The organism is Capilliphycus salinus ALCB114379 (assembly GCF_047276495.1).
Lineage (GTDB): Bacteria > Cyanobacteriota > Cyanobacteriia > Cyanobacteriales > Microcoleaceae > Capilliphycus > Capilliphycus salinus.
In genome coordinates this window covers 4,842,226-4,858,168 of record NZ_CP178543.1, presented here as the reverse complement: position 1 = coordinate 4,858,168, position 15,943 = coordinate 4,842,226, and the positions used below count along the sequence as shown (strand labels likewise).

The window sequence follows — 15,943 nt, the reverse complement described above, 5'->3', positions numbered from 1 at the left end:
AAGAAACTGGGTTTCTGGGGAAATGTTATATTAATGTTAGGTTTGGGGATATGTTACTGATTTTTACCGATTTGGATGGAACGTTACTCAACTCCGATGACTACGGTTATGATGCGGCTTTACCCGTCCTTAAACAACTGCAAGAACTGAAAATTCCGGTAATTCCTGTTACCAGTAAAACCCGCTCTGAAGTGGAAGTTCTCCGCGAACAAATTGGATTAACGGATGCGTTTATTGTGGAAAATGGGAGTGCAGTGTTTATCCCGATTTCTGAACAAAATTTAGCTTCTCCCCAAACTGAAAACTGGGGTGATTATTATTTAATGCAGTTTGGTTTTAACTATACAGAAGCGCGTCAGGGACTCCAAAAAGTCGCAGAGGTTTTAAATCAACCGTTAAAAGGGTTTGGAGACTTGAGTGAAGCCGAAATTCATCAGTTAACCGGTTTGCACCCAGAAGATGTAAAACGGGCGAAAAATCGGGAGTTTACCGAACCTTTTGTTACTCCGAAAAATCTCACCAGTGTTGAAATTGAACAAGCGGTAAACCCGTGGGGTTTTCAGGTGGTGGTTGGCGATCGCTTTTCTCATTTAATTGGTCAAAAAGCGGGAAAAGGAAAGGCGGTGCAATGGTTGATTGAACAGTACCAAAATCATCAACCGGATGCTAAAATCATTACAGTGGGTTTGGGAAATAGCCCTAACGATTTACCGATGTTAGAAGTTGTCGAAATTCCGATTATTATCCCCGGTAAACAAGGACCCCATCCGGGTTTACAAAATCGGGGTTGGGAAGTTGCCATTTTATCGGGTTGTCAGGGTTGGGCGAATGCAGTTAGAGAAATTAGCAGGCGTCTAGATATCAACTTAAATTAACCGTTTGTTGTGGCGCGGAGAGCGCATTATAGAGGGGCTAAAGCCCAACTACAAGCTTTTTTGAATTTTCACAGTGTTATGAGGGTGGGGCGGGTTTATCTCAATCTCTCCGTAGTAGTAAAAATCGTAGGCGTAACCCGCCCCTACAGAATAATTATTGATTAGTCGGATATGATATGATCAAGGGCTAAAGCCCAACTACAAGCAATAGAATGATAATCCCTCTTAAAAAGGCTTGGCTAAATGGCTTTCAACATCAAATTGAAACCGCTTAGAAGCGTTGGTTTCGCCGTACAAATTAAAGGTTAAAGAGGGTTCGTCGCCAACGGCTTCAATGTGATGAATTGCATCGGATGTAAAACTAATAATTTCCCCTTCGGTGAGAATTTTTTCGCCGACTTTTTCAATATTGTCGGGAAAATCGGGAGAAGGTTCACGCTTCCAAAAAACATTTTTTTGTTGTCCTTTTAACACCGCCACAATTCCCCAAGTGCCATGATTGTGAATGGGAGAACCGCAACCCGGTAAGACGGTTTCTGTCTGGACTGTGAGGGGAAATCCTAACTCATCATACAACATAATGATCGAAGTTCCGGTTTTGGTGCAGGGTTCGGGAACTTGGGTTCTCAACCAATAGGAATTGGTGATTAATTGACGGACTAACAGGCGCAAATCTGCTAAGAAATCAACTTCGGTTAAACCCTTTTCAAAGGCTTGGTTGATCACATCTTCGATTTCGGTGAGAAACCGATGTAAGCGATACTCACTTTTGAGTAAATCCCATTCTCTGGCTGACTTGCAGGCTAAACAGTTGCCATCTTCCCTCACCAGCCAATCCCGATTATTCATAGAATTTCCTTTCGATAAAGACTTCAGGTGGCTGTTAACAGCGAACAATTTTCAACAATTAGTTGACGTTAACGTTTCCTCACTGTTATATCTTAAGACTCTTGACTGGCGATCGCGAATTTTTTTACAATCATTTTACGAATGGTTTCAGCGGTGGCGGGGGCTAATAAAACGCCGTTGCGATAATGTCCGGTTGCCAATAAAATATTTTCAAATCCTGACAAATATTCAATAATGGGTGCGGGTTTTCCATCGGGACGGGGACGCAACCCCGACCATTGGCGAATAATTTTCGCTTCCGATAACGCCGGACAAAGCCGAATAGCGCCTTCCATGACCGGATTAATTTGAGTTTGATCGATAACAATATCATCATCATTACTCGGAAATTCAACCGTTGCACCGACCCAATATTCAGCGTTTCCCAGAGGAACAATATGCACATCATCGCCACTAATTACGGGTTCTAATTCTCCCAAAGGTTGAGACAATTTTAACTGTACGGCTTGTCCGAGAACCGGACGAATTTTAATCGATTTTTGATGAGTTTCTGTGGGAAGTAGGCGGGTTGTTCCCAGTCCTGCGGCGATCACAATCCCATCAACATCTAATTCTCCCCCAGTCGTAAAAATTTGCGGACAAATGCGTTGAGTTTCGCTCGAATTAACGGTTTGAAACGCCTCGACTTTTACCCCAAATTGAAAGTTAACGCCGTTGTGTTGGGCGGCTTCAACTAATGCTAAAGTTAAAGCAGTCGGATCGACTTGTCGATCTTGAGGAGAATAAATCGCCCCGATGACATTTTCACAGTTAACTTGAGGATAGTTTGATTGAATTTGATCGAGATCTAAGAGTTGTAAATGCCAACCTTGACTTTGACGGGTGGCAATTAATTCTTCCCATTTGTTTAAATCTTCTCCCGCAAAACATAACATTAAAATGCCTTTGCGATTAAACAAAATCGAACGACCTGTAATGTTTTCCAATTCGGGAATTAACGTTTCATAACGCTGTAAACTGCACGATCGCATTTGCCACGCCCGCCCTTTGGTTTTGTGACTAATGGCACCCATTAATACCCCCAAAGCCGCTCCCGTAGACGCTTGGGCGGGGGAATTTTGATCGAGAACTGTAACGGTTAATTGGGGGATTTGGCTGAGTTCGTAAGCAATGGTCGCCCCAACCACTCCGCATCCAATGACAACAACATGAGTCATAGTCTTTAAACGTTTGCTGTCTTTTTTTGTCTAGTTTTTTATCCAAAAATAAACAATTAACCGCAGATTTATATCGATCAATACAGCAAATTAATATGACTCGTATTCACCGATATTCATCTGCGGTCAAAGGTTTGATTGTATTTTACGCTTGAGGCGCTTGAGAAGCTTGAGGAACTAAATTCAAGAAAGCATCCAGATCTTCTAATGCAGCCTGATAGCTAGAAGCGGCTAAAGATCGATCCGCTTTTTCTGCGGCTTCACCGACTTGAAGCAAATGTTCAAACACTTCTCGGGATAATTTTCGCGCCGGAGGTTGATCGTTAGGAAGGAGATTTTTGGTTAGATAATTCATCTCCTGAAGCAAAGTTCCCAACGGACCGTGAACAAAATTATCCACCTCAACCCATTTGCTGGTATTAATGTAGGCGGGTAATTCGCTGGTCATGCGATCGCGCAACCCTAAAATATCAGATTGATACTTCTGAATTTGTTGGAGTTGAGCATCGCTGTAAGTTGGGGGTTCTTTAACTTGTGGAGAACCACAACCAACCATAAACGCCATGACAAACGCCAATAGGCAAGCCAAAATAGAACGATAACGTTTCATAGCTCAAATTTTTATCAATGTTACATCCTCTACCCGATCTATTGTTGCAGACATTGCGATCGTAGGAAACAGGTTACTGCTTTGTAGGGGCGCGCCTCGGCAAAAATATATGTTTCTCACCAATAATCTCAATAAACCCGCCCCCAGACGCTAACAGGGAAACCTGGGATGAGTTGGGGGGTTTATATCAGTTGAGAGTGGGAAAACACGCTTCTGTTCGCAGACGCCCCTACATGGGTTGGGCGGGTTTATATAAATTGAGAGTGGGAAAACACGCATCTGGACTGAACCCGCCCCTACAGGGGTTATAACGGTTCATTTTTTTGGGGTTTTAAACTGCTTCTCAACCATAGCGACAACCACATCTCTGGGAACAAAACGGGAGATATTGGCGATCAGGTTATTTCCAAAACCGCCCGTTACCAGGGTTGACTGATTTTTTTCTAACGCCTTCAGTGCATCTCTAACCACCTCCGAGGCGGAAACCAGTTTTCCCCCACCGCCCAAGGTTGAGGGAAACTCAGCCGCCTCAAAAAAGTTCGATTCTGTCGGCCCCGGACAAAGTGCTAAAATATGAATACCTGTATCTTTATTTTCTGCCCATAAAGCCTCGCTGAAATGCAGAACAAAGGCTTTTGTCGCCGAGTAGATCGACATATAGGGAATGGGTTGAAAACCGGCGATGGAGGCGACGTTAATGATCGATCCCGAACGTCTTTGGGTCATGGGTTTTAAGAACAGGTGGCTGAGTTCAACCAATGCGATAGTATTAAGTTGGATCATCTTGACCTGTTTTTCGAGATCCCGTTCAATAAACAGGCCGTAATCTCCAAAACCTGCATTATTTACCAACAGATCGATTGTGATTCCTTTTTGAGTCACCTCATCAAAAACAGCTTGGGTTGCTCCCGGTTCGGTGAGATCTTTGGCAAGAACTTCGGCTTTGATTTGATGTTTTTCTTGGAGTTGTTGGGCGAGTTCGTCGAGTTTATCTTTTGAACGCGCCACCAAAACCAAATTCGTTTTACTTTTGGCTAATTCGCGAGCAAAACTTTCCCCAATGCCAAAGGACGCGCCTGTAATTAATGCAGTTTTCATCAGATTTTCTTTTTAGGAGGTTAGCTCTTGAAAATTTTAACATTTTGATATTAACTCTGTGGAATTGAGTAGATTTACCTGTAGATTTACCAGAAGAAAGAATTTCAACGATTAAGAGAAAAAGACAATGACCGAAACATTCTTGAGAAACAAACAATGGTTTTTTGACCGTTGGGCGCCGGGTTACGACTGTTTGTTCACAACGGTATTTTATCAGGCGGTTCACAAGCGGTTGTTAGAATATGTTCAACTCAAGCAGGAAGCAAATATTCTCGATCTCGGCTGTGGGACGGGTCGCCTTGTCGATCGCATCGCCAAACAGTTTCCGACTGTTACCGCAACGGGACTGGATCTGTCGGAGGAGATGATCCATCAAGCGCGCGCGCGAAACCGTTACCCCCAACGCCTGACGTTTACACCCGGAAATGTGGAGTCTCTCCCCTTTGGGGAACATCAGTTTGATGCGGTATTTTGTACGATTAGTTTTTTACATTATCCTCATCCTCAACGGGTTTTTGAGGAAATTAACGGGGTTTTGCGTCCGTCGGGATGTTTTTATTTAGCAGATTATCAAGGAAATGATTCAACTGGACAAACTTGGGTTCCCGTTTCTCCGGGTGGACTTCGGTTTTACAGCCGATCGCAGCGGAGAGAATTTGGTCAAAATGTCGGATGGTCTTGTGTGGGTCATTATCACTTGTTGGGGCCAATTTTGCTGACCAAATTTCAGAAGTTCAACGGAGAAAATAACTAAGTATTAAGCGTTTGAGAAAAAGGCAGAAACTTGTGGTAAAACAAAACCTATAGTCGAGATTATACCATCGCTATTCCTCACCTTTTTACTCAAAAAAACAGGAGACCCCTCAATGACCCATCCGGCTCGTGTTGTTCAAATTGCAGCAAATGAAGTTGGATATACTGAATATCCTCCCGGTAGTAATAGCACTAAGTATGGTGAATGGTACGGAATGAATCACGTTCCTTGGTGTGCAATTTTTGTGTCTTATTGCTTGGAACAAGCGGGGATTTGTTTAGCCATTCGCACGCCGAAAGGGTTTGCTTATTGTCCCGATGGTGTGCGATGGTTTCAATATAATACTCGCTGGCATTCTCAACCGCAAGTGGGGGATGTCGTGTTTTATTCTTGGCGAGGGGATGGAATAGCCGATCATGTGGGGATTGTGGAGTCGGTCAACCCCGATAGTAGTATTATTAGTATTGAGGGAAATACGGCGATTGACAATGATTCTAATGGCGGTGAAGTGATGCGGAGACGGCGCGATCCTTGGTCTTTTTTAGGGTTTGGTCGTCCCTATATCATTGCTGAAAGTGTTCCGACTCCGCCGATTTCTCAACCCCAAAAAGAGCCGGAGAAACAGCCGGAGAAAGCACCCACAAATTCCCAACAACAACCCAATCAAGGAACCCAAACCACCCCCGAATATCATACCCGTTTGGTGAATCAGTTGTTGGGGAAAGAAAAAGTTAATTAATCCAAAATCCATGTCTACAGTTGCAGAAATTTTAGCCTTCTGGTTTGGGAGTCCCGAAGATGAAAATTATGGGAAACCTCGCAAAGTTTGGTTTCAGAAAAATTCGGAGTTTGACGAACAAATCAGAAGCCTTTTTTTAACAGATTATGAATTGGCATCACAGGGAAAATTAGAGAATTGGAAAGAATCGCCCGATAGTTGTTTGGCGTTGATTTTGCTTTTGGATCAGTTTCCGCGAAATTTATTTCGGGGTCAACCCGAAGCGTTTGCAACAGATTCTCAAGCTTTGGAAGCGGCAAAATATGCGGTAAGTCAAGGGTTTGATAGGCAAATGTTACCCGTACAACGTTGGTTTATTTATTTACCTTTTGAACACAGCGAAAAATTAGCCGATCAGGAAAAATCTATTGAATTAACAAGTCAATTGAGTGACGATCCCGATAGTAAATCATCGATTGACTATGCCATTCGTCACTGGGAAATCATTAAACAATTTGGACGTTTTCCCCATCGAAACTCGATTTTAGGGAGGGAAAGCACACCGGAAGAACAAGAGTTTTTAAAACAACCCGGTTCTTCATTTTAAGTCTAATTTACGTTAAGAATTCATTGGCTTGATCGGGTGAGAATTGCTGTTTTTCTTGCTCAAGTTCTGCTGCGGCTAAGGTTTTTATTTCTTCTCGTTCGAGGTGGGGAAGTTTCAACAGAACCCCGGCAAAAAACCAATAATAAACCGCCACCGGATCGGTATCGAGAGGATACCAATAGGAATTATAACTAATCAGAAAAACAAACACCCAAAAAACGACACCATAACCCCGCAAACTGTGATCTTGAACTTGATGATAAGCCCTAAACCCTTGAAAAGTTAGGGTTGTGACCACCGCAAAAAAGGCAATTACCCCCAAAGGCCCAATTTCATACATTAACTTCGGATAATAGGTTTCAATGAGTCGAGTCTCTCCCAACGCACGCGCCGCATTGGTCGCCCGTCCCAAACCATTTCCCAAAACACCTTGATGGGTTCTCGCCGTCCATTCAGCTTGTTCGGTAACAAATTCTGTCGGAGGGGAAGCATTCCAACGGGAGACAAAACTCTCCATACGTTGAGAAATAATACCGGGAAAAAGTAAATGAGTTCCCCCCATAAACAAAACAATTCCTAACAGGAGAATAACCAAGCGTTTGAGTTGAGGAATATGACTGGTAGCAATAACTAAAACGACAATAATAATCGGAACGGCTAATAAAGCTGTACGTTGACCGCAGAGAATGGCGTTGAGTACAACCAGAGATAAAGATAACCAACCTGCGGTTTGCCAGCGGAGTTTGGGGTCACTAAATGCGGTTGCAAAGCAGAAAAAAGTGCTAGAAATTAAAAACCAAGCCCAGTGCCAAGGCGCAACAAATGTACCGGGTAAACGAATAAAATTATTAGCGGGATAGTAACCCAATGCTCCCCCGACCAAACATTTTCGTTGTAAATTTGCTCGCAGCAATAAATAATCGGGAAGTCCGGTATTATCGGGACATCGACCCGTAACAACTAACCAATATTGAACGACTCCTAAAACACAGCAAATAATTACAATAACAACCTGTAAACGGGTTAGGAAATGAAGTTCATCTCGATTTTGAATGAGAGAGTAACCGCAGAGAATGAGGGGAATATATCCCAGCAAAACTTTTAAACCAAAAATCCCCATTAAAATCGCCTGTCCGCCCGGATTGGCTCCGAATTGTTGTCCGCCATTCACGTAGAGAAATGTCAGCAGAGAAATTCCCAATAAGCCCAACAGGGGGATTTTTAACGATTTGGGAATAATCAGGGGTAAACCCTGTTTTCGCACCCGTTGAATAATGGCAATCAAGGCGGGAAAATAAAAGCCATCTTTTGCCAAGTGAAACAGGGGATGATCGTTACCAATCCAGTAAGCAACGGTACCGGCAAAGGGAGTGTAAATCAGGAAGATCCAAAGGGCTTGACGGGGATATCGGTAAGAGAGGCTAATCCAAAAAATGGCGGCGATCGCCAACAAAATTTGATCGAAAGATTTGCCATTTCCAAACATCAAACAAGCAACAATAAAAACAGCCCCGATTACCCAGAGGATGAAGGGAATTTGATTAGGTGTTTGAGCAGTTGTACCCTCTAAATTCTTTTCAAAATTCTCGTCAGCGCCATCATTTTCCGAGTTGAAAAAATTCTGGGCCTGAGTTGGTGGGGGTTGGCTTTTGGGGTTTGACATTGAAGCACTCTGGTATCAGTAAAATAACTTTGACTCAACCGTTCACCGGATTGAAAATCCAATGCGTGCGGTTGTGTCGATTCCCGACTCAAGTTCTCCTTGCCAAATTTTCTGAATTTTGATCTGCTGTTCCAATGCAAGCCGATTGTAGGCTTGTAAAATTTCTTGATGGGTGTAATGAATAATTAAGGCTTTGAGTTGAGTGGTACTTTGAGCCTGTAGCAAGGCAAGCTCCAAAACATCAAGCTTAGTGATCATTTTGATTGGTGTTTTTCTGAGGCTCTAACTGAGTTAGATGATACTTTTGTGAAGTTGGGGTTTCCGGTTGAGTTTGTTCGAGCTTTTGTTGCCACTTTAGCAACTGCTGATACATTTTTTCGTTGACTTGAAAGAGGGGATTTTCTCTTGAATTTGGCTCGGACATTTGAAGGCTTAATCAGAACTAAGAATTGAGTCGTGCCGCAATTTCATGTTAGCTTTATACGGGGCTAAATCAAAGGTTTAAGCAGGGGGAAAATAATCCCGACTAAAGCTCCGCCGAGTAAGGTTAAAACGGTGAGACTGCCGATGGCAAAGCCGAGGGTTCGTTTTTCAGCCGCCTGATAATAACCCCAAGCGTAAACCATTCGTCCGACCACCCAAACCGCCCCCAGACTCGCGCCCCAAATCGGACTCACAAACTGAGAAAATAGCCATAATGCGGGTAAAAAAAGCACGAGTTGTTCTAAAGTATTTTGCTGTACTCGCACAACTCGCTCAAAATTGGGATCTCCACTCATTTGAGGTGGCATGATCTTATATTTAGCTCTCGCCCGACCGACATTAATCGTTAAAACTAAGTAGACCAGTAGGGCGATCGCCGTGACTAGACTCGGCCAAGGTGACATCAGGAACCCCCTTGTTTGATAACAGCTTTCTCTCCCTATGCTAACCTCTGACAGTCCTGTTAGAGAAAGAAATTTGACAAGGAGGTTTCTGAATCTTAACCGGGAGTTTGAGTCAGTTGCTTTTCAGGCAGAGCGGTATACTCAGAAACAATCCGGCGGAATTCATCGCCTTCGATGGTTTCGCGTTCGAGAAGTAAATCAACAAGTTTATCAATTAACTCTCGATTTTCCCGAACAATTTGGCAGGCTCTCTCGTAGCACTTGAAAGCGATTTCACGAACTTTCTGATCGATTTGGGTGGCGACTTTTTCAGAATATTCCGACTGAGTGGGCCATCCGCGGCCGAGAAAAACTTCCCCGTTGGGACTTTCCAACGAAAGCAGCCCCAAGTCAGACATTCCGTAGCGAGTCACCATTTCCCGAGCCAAATTCGTCACCCGTTGGATATCGTTACTGGCGCCGACGGTAACTTCCGCATCTCCAAAGATCACATCTTCGGAGGCTCGTCCCCCCAAAGCAATGGTAATTTGATCGATCAACCAAGCCCGAGTGTACAAACCGCTATCGACCATTTCTTCGTTGAACATTTGTTGAGCAAAGCCTCCAATTCCGCCCGAACGAGGAATAATGGTAACTTTGTTGAGGGGGTCGGAATTTTCTAACAGCGTCATTAACAGGGCGTGTCCGACTTCATGGTAAGCAATCAGCCGTTTTTTCTTGCTATCAAGCAGGGGAGCTAAAGATAAACCGATGGTAATGCGATCGACAGCATCATCAATTTCTAACATGGTAATCGCCTCTTTCCGGCGACGGGCGGTTAGAATGGCGGCTTCATTTAACAAGTTTGCCAGATCCGCCCCGGAAAATCCCGGAGTCCGACGGGCGATCCCTTCTAAAGAAACATCATCGGAGAGTTTTTTGTTGCGGGCGTGAACCTCTAAAATACCCAAACGGCCGTTGTAGCCGGGTAAATCAACGATCACCTGTCGGTCAAAGCGACCCGGACGCAGTAGAGCGGTATCCAGTACGTCGGGGCGGTTTGTGGCGGCAATAATAATAATACCCGTATTGCCTTCAAAACCATCCATTTCCGTGAGTAACTGGTTGAGGGTTTGTTCGCGTTCGTCGTTTCCGCCGCCAATTCCCGCCCCTCGCTGACGCCCGACCGCATCAATTTCATCGATAAAGACGATACAGGGAGAATTTTCTTTGGCTTTTCTAAACAGATCTCGAACTCGCGAAGCCCCCACCCCGACGAACATTTCCACAAATTCCGAACCGGAAATGCTGAAAAACGGAACACCGGCTTCTCCGGCGATCGCTTTGGCGAGCAGGGTTTTTCCGGTTCCGGGCGGCCCGACGAGCAGAACGCCTTTGGGAATTTTAGCGCCGATGGCGGTAAAGCGTTCGGGTTGTTTCAAGAAGGTGACGACTTCCTGCAATTCTTCCTTGGCTTCTTCAATGCCGGCGACATCATCAAACAGAACCCCGGTTTTCGCTTCCATTTGAAATTTTGCTCGGGATTTGCCAAAATTCATCGCCTGTCCCGACGCCTGGGTCGAGCGGCGCAGAATCATCAGCAAAAACGCCAAGACGACAAATATCACCAGGAGGTTGACAATTAACCCCATTGCCGCACTATTATCGGCGGTGGGAATTACCTCGTAGTCAACGTTTTGGGCGCGGGCGGTCTCTAACAGTTCGGGGTTGCGGTCAAACAACCGAACCACATGGGGAGAATCACCTTTTTCATCGCCTGTGAGTGTCACTTTTGCAATTTGTCGGGCTGGATCTTCTTCGATACGCTCGACTTCCCCCGCCTTAATTTTTTGCAAGAGTTCACTGTATTCTATGGGTTTCGGTGTGTTATCGGCTAGGGCGGGGGTTCCCAAGAGTATCCCTTGAGTAATGATCCAACTACCCAAAATTCGCCATAGGTGTCGGTTCGTCAGGGATCGAACTGTGAAACCACCAGTCGCAAGCCGTTCTTTCCATACTTGTTTCGGTGGGTTTTTCATATTTGGTGTGCCTTTTTTCGCTGTTGCTAATACATCATCATTGCTGGGGGTATAAATATTAGTGTAGCGTTCTTGCGACAGCAAGGGTTTTGCCGCCTGTGAATTTCTGTTGGCGATTTTTGAGTGCCGCGATCGCGGCGGCTACCATCTCAGTTCGACTCACACACCTGAGAACATCTGATTTTCTCGACTCGCTCCCTCTCCAGTTTCACTTCATTTATGGGGTTTTCAATTTCTGCAACCTTCCCCCAAACGCGATAGGATACAAAAACGAATATTTGTTTCTGAATTTTTTTGTTGGTAGTAGTATTATAACTGATTTTTAGCTGATGTCAAGTCAAATCGTCATTGCAATTGGTTTTATCTTTTTTCTGCTGTTATTTGCCGGAGTCGGCATTTATTCGGCCACTCAAAAACAAAATAATACCGGCGATTATTTGCTCGCCAGTCGCAGCGTTAACCCTTGGCTGACCGGACTTTCTGCCTTTGCCACCGCTCACAGTGGCGGGATGTTCATCAGTACAATTGGCTTTACCTATCAAGCCGGAATTTCTGCGGGTTGGCTACTCCTGGGATGGTTTCTCGGCGACTATATTGCCTGGTTTTTTATTCACAAACCGTTGCGAGAAGTTTCCGAAGAAAATAACTCGGAAACCATCGGTTCTTTTTTAAATAACAACCCCAGAGGAAATCAATTTATTGCGGTGATTTCTGCTGTCATTACGATTCTATTTCTTGGGGCTTATGCAGCCGCTCAACTGATCGCCGGGGGGAAAGCGCTTCATGCGGTTTTCGGTTGGAATTACTCTTTAGGAATTATTGTCGGGGCGGTTATTGTGGTTTTATACTGCTTTTCTGGGGGAATTCGGGCTTCGATTTGGACGGATGCGGTGCAGTCTGTGGTGATGATGTTTTCGATGTTAATGTTGTTAATTGTTGCGGTTGCAGCTTGTGGCGGAATTGGAGAACTTTGGACAAAACTCGAACAAATTGATCCGACTTTAATTAACCCCATTCCCCCCAATCTTGAGTTTGGATTTGGGCTGTTTTTATTGAGTTGGTTAGTTGCGGGTTTTGGTGTGGTCGGTCAACCCCATATTATGGTACGAGCGATGGCACTGGATTCTGCTAAAAATATGGGTTTAACCCGCAATATTTACGCAGTTTTGTATTTAATCTTTTCCGCCGCTGCTATTGGGGTTGCATTGGCTGCCCGAGTTCTCATTCCCGATTTAATCAGCAATGGCGACCCCGAACTCGCCCTTCCTAAAATGGCGATTCAATTGTTACCGTCGATTTGGGTGGGTGTAATTTTAGCGGGATTATTTTCGGCCGTTGTTTCCACTGCTGATTCTCAAATTTTATCCTGTTCTGCGGCTTTAAGTCAAGATATTTTTCCCGAAACCGCACATTCTTACAAACTGGCAAAATTAGCAACATTAATGGTAACAGTAATTGTTTTAACCATTGCTTTAGCCAGCGATAAAAATATGTTTGCGTTGGGGGTTTTTGCTTGGTCGGCGCTCGCTTCCGGTTTGGGACCTTTATTGGTTTTAAGAGTGTGGAAACGTCCCGTTACTCCTATTGTGGGCGTGGCGATGATGATTGGCGGAATTACCGTCGCCGCCCTTTGGAATGGAGTCTTAGGACTGTCAAATTCAATTTACGAAGTCTTACCGGGAATGATGGCGGGTTTTTTAATTTATGGGTGTTCTTTGCTATTGATGCGACAACCCAAAAAATCAGTTTAAACCCCGTTTAAAATGCGATCGCCAACCGCAGCAGAAAAATAGAACTTAAGTTATAATTTCAGTGTTTAACTCTCTGAAAAACTTGTAGTTCAAAACCTGTTAAAATGAGACCACAACGAATTCCTCCGCAACCGGGTCAAGAGTCAGTTTGGGACTATCCCCGTCCCGCCATTTGGGAAGAAGTCAGTCAACCCATTAAAATCATCTTTAATGGCGAAGTGATCGCAGATAGTAAAAACGCCAAACGAGTTTTAGAAACCAGTCATCCTCCCTCTTACTATATCCCCGCAGACGACATCAAGCTAGAGTATTTGATAGAAACTCCCCGAGTAACGGTGTGTGAATGGAAAGGACGCTGTGTTTATTCTGATATTAAATTGGGCGATAAACACGTTCGTCAAGCCGCTTGGCGTTACTTTGAACCGACACCTAATTTTGTTGCGATCAAAGACTGTTATAGCTTCTATGCAAGTCTGATGGATGCTTGTTATGTAGGTGATGAACTGGTTCAACCCCAAGCGGGTGATTTTTATGGCGGTTGGGTGACTAAAAATATTGTTGGTCCGTTTAAAGGTGGTCCCGGAACAATGGGTTGGTAAGTTGATTTTACCCTAATATTTTACCCGAATTTTCATCCCTTTTAACCTCTCCCCCAACCCCTCTCCTAATCCCCCCTTCCCCCCTTAAAAAGGGGGGTTTTTACTCATTTTTTTACGAATTTTATCGGTTTAATTGAAAGTTCCGTAAATCTACGGAGGCTTAATAATAATTTAGCGAGTATCTTAGAGTTATCGGTTAATCGATCTAACTTTATAAATTTTCGTTCCGGGAGTTGAACTGATGCTTGGATGGATATTTGGCGGCTTGGTTAAAAAGCTAGAACGTTCGGCGAAAAAAGTAGAACGGGATTTTGTTGATCGTTCGGCAAAAAAGTTGAATAAACTCGCCAATAATATTGATTACATTGTCGCCAAACGAACCGATAAAGTAACGGCAAAAATAGAAAAACTCGAAACTAAAACCGTTAATGATATTGAAAATATTATAAATCAAGCCGATGAAAAAGTAAAGGAAAACCTGCAAGAAATCAATCGCATTCGTCAAGAAACTATAAAAGAAGTCAACAAGACGATTAAACAAACCGATGCTTATATTGAAAACCGCATCAATCAAATCTCGTTAGTGGTGATGGAATCAATAGTAGAAGCGAAAGGTTTAATTCGAGAGGTTGAATTATTGGAAACTCAAGTTTTCAATGATGCGAGTTATTTAATCGACCAAATCGAAGAAATAGTCGATAAAACCCTCGAACAAGTTCGCGGAGAATTGCGGCGACACAGTGCAGAATTAATTCCGAATCCTTTTGATCCCTGTCGCCAAAAATTGGGGTTGGGATTAAAGCTTGGTTTTCAGTTATCAGATATTGAATATTATCGGTTGATAGAATGTTATGAACTAACCAAATTAACCCCAACCACTCCCGTACAAACCATCATTGAAACCTACGGTCAACTTCAACTAAATGCAGCCAGAATGGTAGCTTTGACAAGGAAAGCGCCGGAGTTAAGAAAATTCGCCGTTGAAGATTGGTTAAAGTACGGTGTTTTGTGTCAATTTTGGAGTAATACCATCAAAATTTATGATTCAACCAAGTTAGAAATTGAGTCTTCCCCGTCACAAAAACAGTTAAATAATCAAGACATCAAAACACAAGTTACTCAATCTTTCTCCAATTTACAGCAAATGTTTTCTAAACCAACCGAATAAATTTAACGATGCGTTGTTGTGCGACCGCACCATCTTATCATTTGTAGTTGTGCGACCGCACTATCATAGCTTGATTCGTGCGCTAAAGCGCAACAACGAGCTTAATTGTTTGTAGTTGTGCTTCAGCACTATTATAGCTTTCTTAATGCGTTAAAGCGCAACAACGAGCTTAATTGTTTGTAAAATTTGAATCAAGGGTAAATCTAATGAACTCCAACGACAATAAAACACCTCTCGAATACTACGAAAGAGCAATTCAAGAGTTAACAAATACTCGCGAACAGCTTCAAACTGAGTTAGAAAGTCTCAAACAGTTAAAGGATGAATTAAAATCCACACAGAATGAACTCGCAACAACCCAAGCTAAACTCGATGACACCCAAAGAGAATTATCCAACACCAAACAAGAACTTCAACAGACAACAGAATTTTTTGAAGAGTTTAACAGAAAAAATGAAGCACAACTTAACTACTGTTATTCAGAAATTAAAAATCTCAAAAACCTGATCGGTAGTAAGACTACAGAATCTTTTGAAAAGTTCAGCAGAAAAATAGAAGCACAAGTTAACTACTGTTATTCAGAAACTCAAAATATAAAAAATCATATCAATAGCTTAACTTCCGATATTTCCGAACGTTGTTTATCCTTGAACTATCGAAAGCTGAAGTATTTTCTAGAAAATAAAATGTGGAAAGAAGCCGACGAAGAAACATTTAAAAAACTGCTTGAGTTAACCGGTAAAGACAAAGAAGGAAAATTACAGGAAACCGATCTAAATTTACTATTATCCGAAGATTTGAGAACTATTGATCGACTCTGGATAAAATATAGTGATGGACATTTTGGCTTGAGTATACAAACTAAAGTTTATCACAGTTTGAGAAATACTCACCAAAAAGAAGATCGAGTCTGGAATGCTTTTGGAGAGAAAGTTGGATGGTGTGTAAACAATATCTGGCTTTGGTACAAATCTGTAAATTTTTCAACTTCCGCTCCTTCGGGACATTTACCGGCGAGAATATGGGATAACTGGGATAAAGGTGGTGTTGGTTCTTTTAAACCTCTTTTATCGAGACTGATTGATTGTGGAATTTGAAGTTTGTCGGGGAATGAATTCCCTGGTAGTAA

At 43.1% G+C, this 15,943-nt stretch carries 17 protein-coding genes; 8 read left to right on the top strand and 9 right to left on the bottom strand.

What is annotated here, in order from left to right; all coding sequences use genetic code 11:
- Positions 1–50: 50 nt before the first annotated feature.
- A complete protein-coding gene (locus ACL6C3_RS19650; RefSeq protein WP_413160723.1) occupies positions 51–875 on the top strand; it encodes an HAD-IIB family hydrolase in 825 nt (274 codons plus the stop codon).
- Positions 876–1,100: 225 nt separating this feature from the next.
- On the opposite strand, the gene ACL6C3_RS19645 is transcribed toward ACL6C3_RS19650, so the two are convergent.
- From ACL6C3_RS19645 to ACL6C3_RS19630, 4 genes are all read right to left on the bottom strand, one after another.
- Complete coding sequence (locus ACL6C3_RS19645; RefSeq protein ID WP_413160722.1) at positions 1,101–1,724, bottom strand: cupin; 624 nt, start codon at positions 1,722–1,724, stop codon at positions 1,101–1,103.
- A 92-nt stretch (positions 1,725–1,816) separates the two neighbouring features.
- A complete protein-coding gene (locus ACL6C3_RS19640; protein WP_413160721.1) occupies positions 1,817–2,941 on the bottom strand; it encodes an NAD(P)/FAD-dependent oxidoreductase in 1,125 nt (374 codons plus the stop codon).
- A 145-nt stretch (positions 2,942–3,086) separates the two neighbouring features.
- On the bottom strand, positions 3,087–3,551 hold the full coding sequence (gene psbQ / locus ACL6C3_RS19635; protein WP_413160720.1) for a photosystem II protein PsbQ: 465 nt from the start codon (positions 3,549–3,551) through the stop codon (positions 3,087–3,089).
- A gap of 315 nt (positions 3,552–3,866) precedes the next feature.
- Complete coding sequence (locus ACL6C3_RS19630; protein WP_413160719.1) at positions 3,867–4,649, bottom strand: SDR family NAD(P)-dependent oxidoreductase; 783 nt, start codon at positions 4,647–4,649, stop codon at positions 3,867–3,869.
- A 127-nt stretch (positions 4,650–4,776) separates the two neighbouring features.
- Between ACL6C3_RS19630 and ACL6C3_RS19625 the strand changes: the two genes are divergently transcribed.
- The 3 genes from ACL6C3_RS19625 to ACL6C3_RS19615 all read left to right on the top strand — a co-directional run bounded on the left by ACL6C3_RS19625 (position 4,777) and on the right by ACL6C3_RS19615 (position 6,728).
- Positions 4,777–5,403 (top strand): class I SAM-dependent methyltransferase, encoded by a 627-nt coding sequence (locus ACL6C3_RS19625; protein WP_413160718.1) that lies wholly within the window; start codon positions 4,777–4,779, stop codon positions 5,401–5,403.
- 112 nt (positions 5,404–5,515) lie between these two features.
- Positions 5,516–6,142 (top strand): CHAP domain-containing protein, encoded by a 627-nt coding sequence (locus tag ACL6C3_RS19620; RefSeq protein ID WP_413160717.1) that lies wholly within the window; start codon positions 5,516–5,518, stop codon positions 6,140–6,142.
- Positions 6,143–6,152: 10 nt separating this feature from the next.
- Positions 6,153–6,728, top strand: coding sequence for a DUF924 family protein (locus ACL6C3_RS19615; protein WP_413160716.1), 576 nt, complete (start codon positions 6,153–6,155; stop codon positions 6,726–6,728).
- Positions 6,729–6,735: 7 nt separating this feature from the next.
- Here ACL6C3_RS19615 and hpsL read toward each other — a convergent pair whose 3' ends face one another.
- The 5 genes from hpsL to ftsH all read right to left on the bottom strand — a co-directional run bounded on the left by hpsL (position 6,736) and on the right by ftsH (position 11,296).
- The gene (hpsL, locus tag ACL6C3_RS19610; protein ID WP_413160715.1) at positions 6,736–8,391 is read right to left on the bottom strand and encodes a hormogonium polysaccharide biosynthesis protein HpsL; all 1,656 of its coding nucleotides are present in this window, start codon (positions 8,389–8,391) and stop codon (positions 6,736–6,738) included.
- 42 nt (positions 8,392–8,433) lie between these two features.
- Positions 8,434–8,649, bottom strand: a complete 216-nt coding sequence (locus tag ACL6C3_RS19605; protein ID WP_413160714.1) for a hypothetical protein — start codon at positions 8,647–8,649, stop codon at positions 8,434–8,436.
- A complete protein-coding gene (locus tag ACL6C3_RS19600; protein WP_413160713.1) occupies positions 8,639–8,815 on the bottom strand; it encodes a hypothetical protein in 177 nt (58 codons plus the stop codon). Before ACL6C3_RS19600 ends, ACL6C3_RS19605 begins: the two co-directional genes overlap by 11 nt.
- 64 nt (positions 8,816–8,879) lie before the next feature.
- Positions 8,880–9,278, bottom strand: coding sequence for an MAPEG family protein (locus ACL6C3_RS19595; protein ID WP_413160712.1), 399 nt, complete (start codon positions 9,276–9,278; stop codon positions 8,880–8,882).
- A gap of 95 nt (positions 9,279–9,373) precedes the next feature.
- The gene (ftsH, locus tag ACL6C3_RS19590) at positions 9,374–11,296 is read right to left on the bottom strand and encodes an ATP-dependent zinc metalloprotease FtsH (RefSeq protein WP_413168374.1); all 1,923 of its coding nucleotides are present in this window, start codon (positions 11,294–11,296) and stop codon (positions 9,374–9,376) included.
- A 329-nt stretch (positions 11,297–11,625) separates the two neighbouring features.
- On the opposite strand from ftsH, the gene ACL6C3_RS19585 reads away from it, so the two are divergent.
- The 4 genes from ACL6C3_RS19585 (at position 11,626) to ACL6C3_RS19570 (ending at position 15,911) form a co-directional block, all read left to right on the top strand.
- Positions 11,626–13,047: a sodium/proline symporter gene (locus tag ACL6C3_RS19585; protein WP_413160711.1), complete on the top strand. Its 1,422-nt coding sequence runs from the start codon at positions 11,626–11,628 to the stop codon at positions 13,045–13,047.
- Between the two features lie 104 nt (positions 13,048–13,151).
- Entirely contained in the window at positions 13,152–13,646 is a 495-nt protein-coding gene (locus ACL6C3_RS19580) for a DUF427 domain-containing protein (protein ID WP_413160710.1), read from the top strand.
- 241 nt (positions 13,647–13,887) lie between these two features.
- The gene (locus ACL6C3_RS19575; protein WP_413160709.1) at positions 13,888–14,814 is read left to right on the top strand and encodes a hypothetical protein; all 927 of its coding nucleotides are present in this window, start codon (positions 13,888–13,890) and stop codon (positions 14,812–14,814) included.
- 206 nt (positions 14,815–15,020) lie between these two features.
- The gene (locus ACL6C3_RS19570) at positions 15,021–15,911 is read left to right on the top strand and encodes a GUN4 domain-containing protein (RefSeq protein ID WP_413160708.1); all 891 of its coding nucleotides are present in this window, start codon (positions 15,021–15,023) and stop codon (positions 15,909–15,911) included.
- Positions 15,912–15,943: the final 32 nt, after the last annotated feature.

What these genes read in the sequence shown, in the direction of transcription:
- ACL6C3_RS19585 (WP_413160711.1), top strand. Translation starts at nt 11,626, where the DNA reads ATGTCAAGTCAAATCGTCATTGCAATTGGTTTTATCTTTTTTCTGCTG.
- ACL6C3_RS19570 (WP_413160708.1), top strand. Translation starts at nt 15,021, where the DNA reads ATGAACTCCAACGACAATAAAACACCTCTCGAATACTACGAAAGAGCA.
- ACL6C3_RS19615 (WP_413160716.1), top strand. Translation starts at nt 6,153, where the DNA reads ATGTCTACAGTTGCAGAAATTTTAGCCTTCTGGTTTGGGAGTCCCGAA.
- ACL6C3_RS19620 (WP_413160717.1), top strand. Translation starts at nt 5,516, where the DNA reads ATGACCCATCCGGCTCGTGTTGTTCAAATTGCAGCAAATGAAGTTGGA.
- ACL6C3_RS19645 (WP_413160722.1), bottom strand. Translation starts at nt 1,724, where the DNA reads ATGAATAATCGGGATTGGCTGGTGAGGGAAGATGGCAACTGTTTAGCC.
- ACL6C3_RS19575 (WP_413160709.1), top strand. Translation starts at nt 13,888, where the DNA reads ATGCTTGGATGGATATTTGGCGGCTTGGTTAAAAAGCTAGAACGTTCG.
- ACL6C3_RS19600 (WP_413160713.1), bottom strand. Translation starts at nt 8,815, where the DNA reads ATGTCCGAGCCAAATTCAAGAGAAAATCCCCTCTTTCAAGTCAACGAA.
- ftsH (WP_413168374.1), bottom strand. Translation starts at nt 11,296, where the DNA reads ATGAAAAACCCACCGAAACAAGTATGGAAAGAACGGCTTGCGACTGGT.
- ACL6C3_RS19580 (WP_413160710.1), top strand. Translation starts at nt 13,152, where the DNA reads ATGAGACCACAACGAATTCCTCCGCAACCGGGTCAAGAGTCAGTTTGG.
- ACL6C3_RS19605 (WP_413160714.1), bottom strand. Translation starts at nt 8,649, where the DNA reads ATGATCACTAAGCTTGATGTTTTGGAGCTTGCCTTGCTACAGGCTCAA.
- ACL6C3_RS19625 (WP_413160718.1), top strand. Translation starts at nt 4,777, where the DNA reads ATGACCGAAACATTCTTGAGAAACAAACAATGGTTTTTTGACCGTTGG.
- ACL6C3_RS19595 (WP_413160712.1), bottom strand. Translation starts at nt 9,278, where the DNA reads ATGTCACCTTGGCCGAGTCTAGTCACGGCGATCGCCCTACTGGTCTAC.
- psbQ (WP_413160720.1), bottom strand. Translation starts at nt 3,551, where the DNA reads ATGAAACGTTATCGTTCTATTTTGGCTTGCCTATTGGCGTTTGTCATG.
- ACL6C3_RS19630 (WP_413160719.1), bottom strand. Translation starts at nt 4,649, where the DNA reads ATGAAAACTGCATTAATTACAGGCGCGTCCTTTGGCATTGGGGAAAGT.
- ACL6C3_RS19650 (WP_413160723.1), top strand. Translation starts at nt 51, where the DNA reads ATGTTACTGATTTTTACCGATTTGGATGGAACGTTACTCAACTCCGAT.
- ACL6C3_RS19640 (WP_413160721.1), bottom strand. Translation starts at nt 2,941, where the DNA reads ATGACTCATGTTGTTGTCATTGGATGCGGAGTGGTTGGGGCGACCATT.
- hpsL (WP_413160715.1), bottom strand. Translation starts at nt 8,391, where the DNA reads ATGTCAAACCCCAAAAGCCAACCCCCACCAACTCAGGCCCAGAATTTT.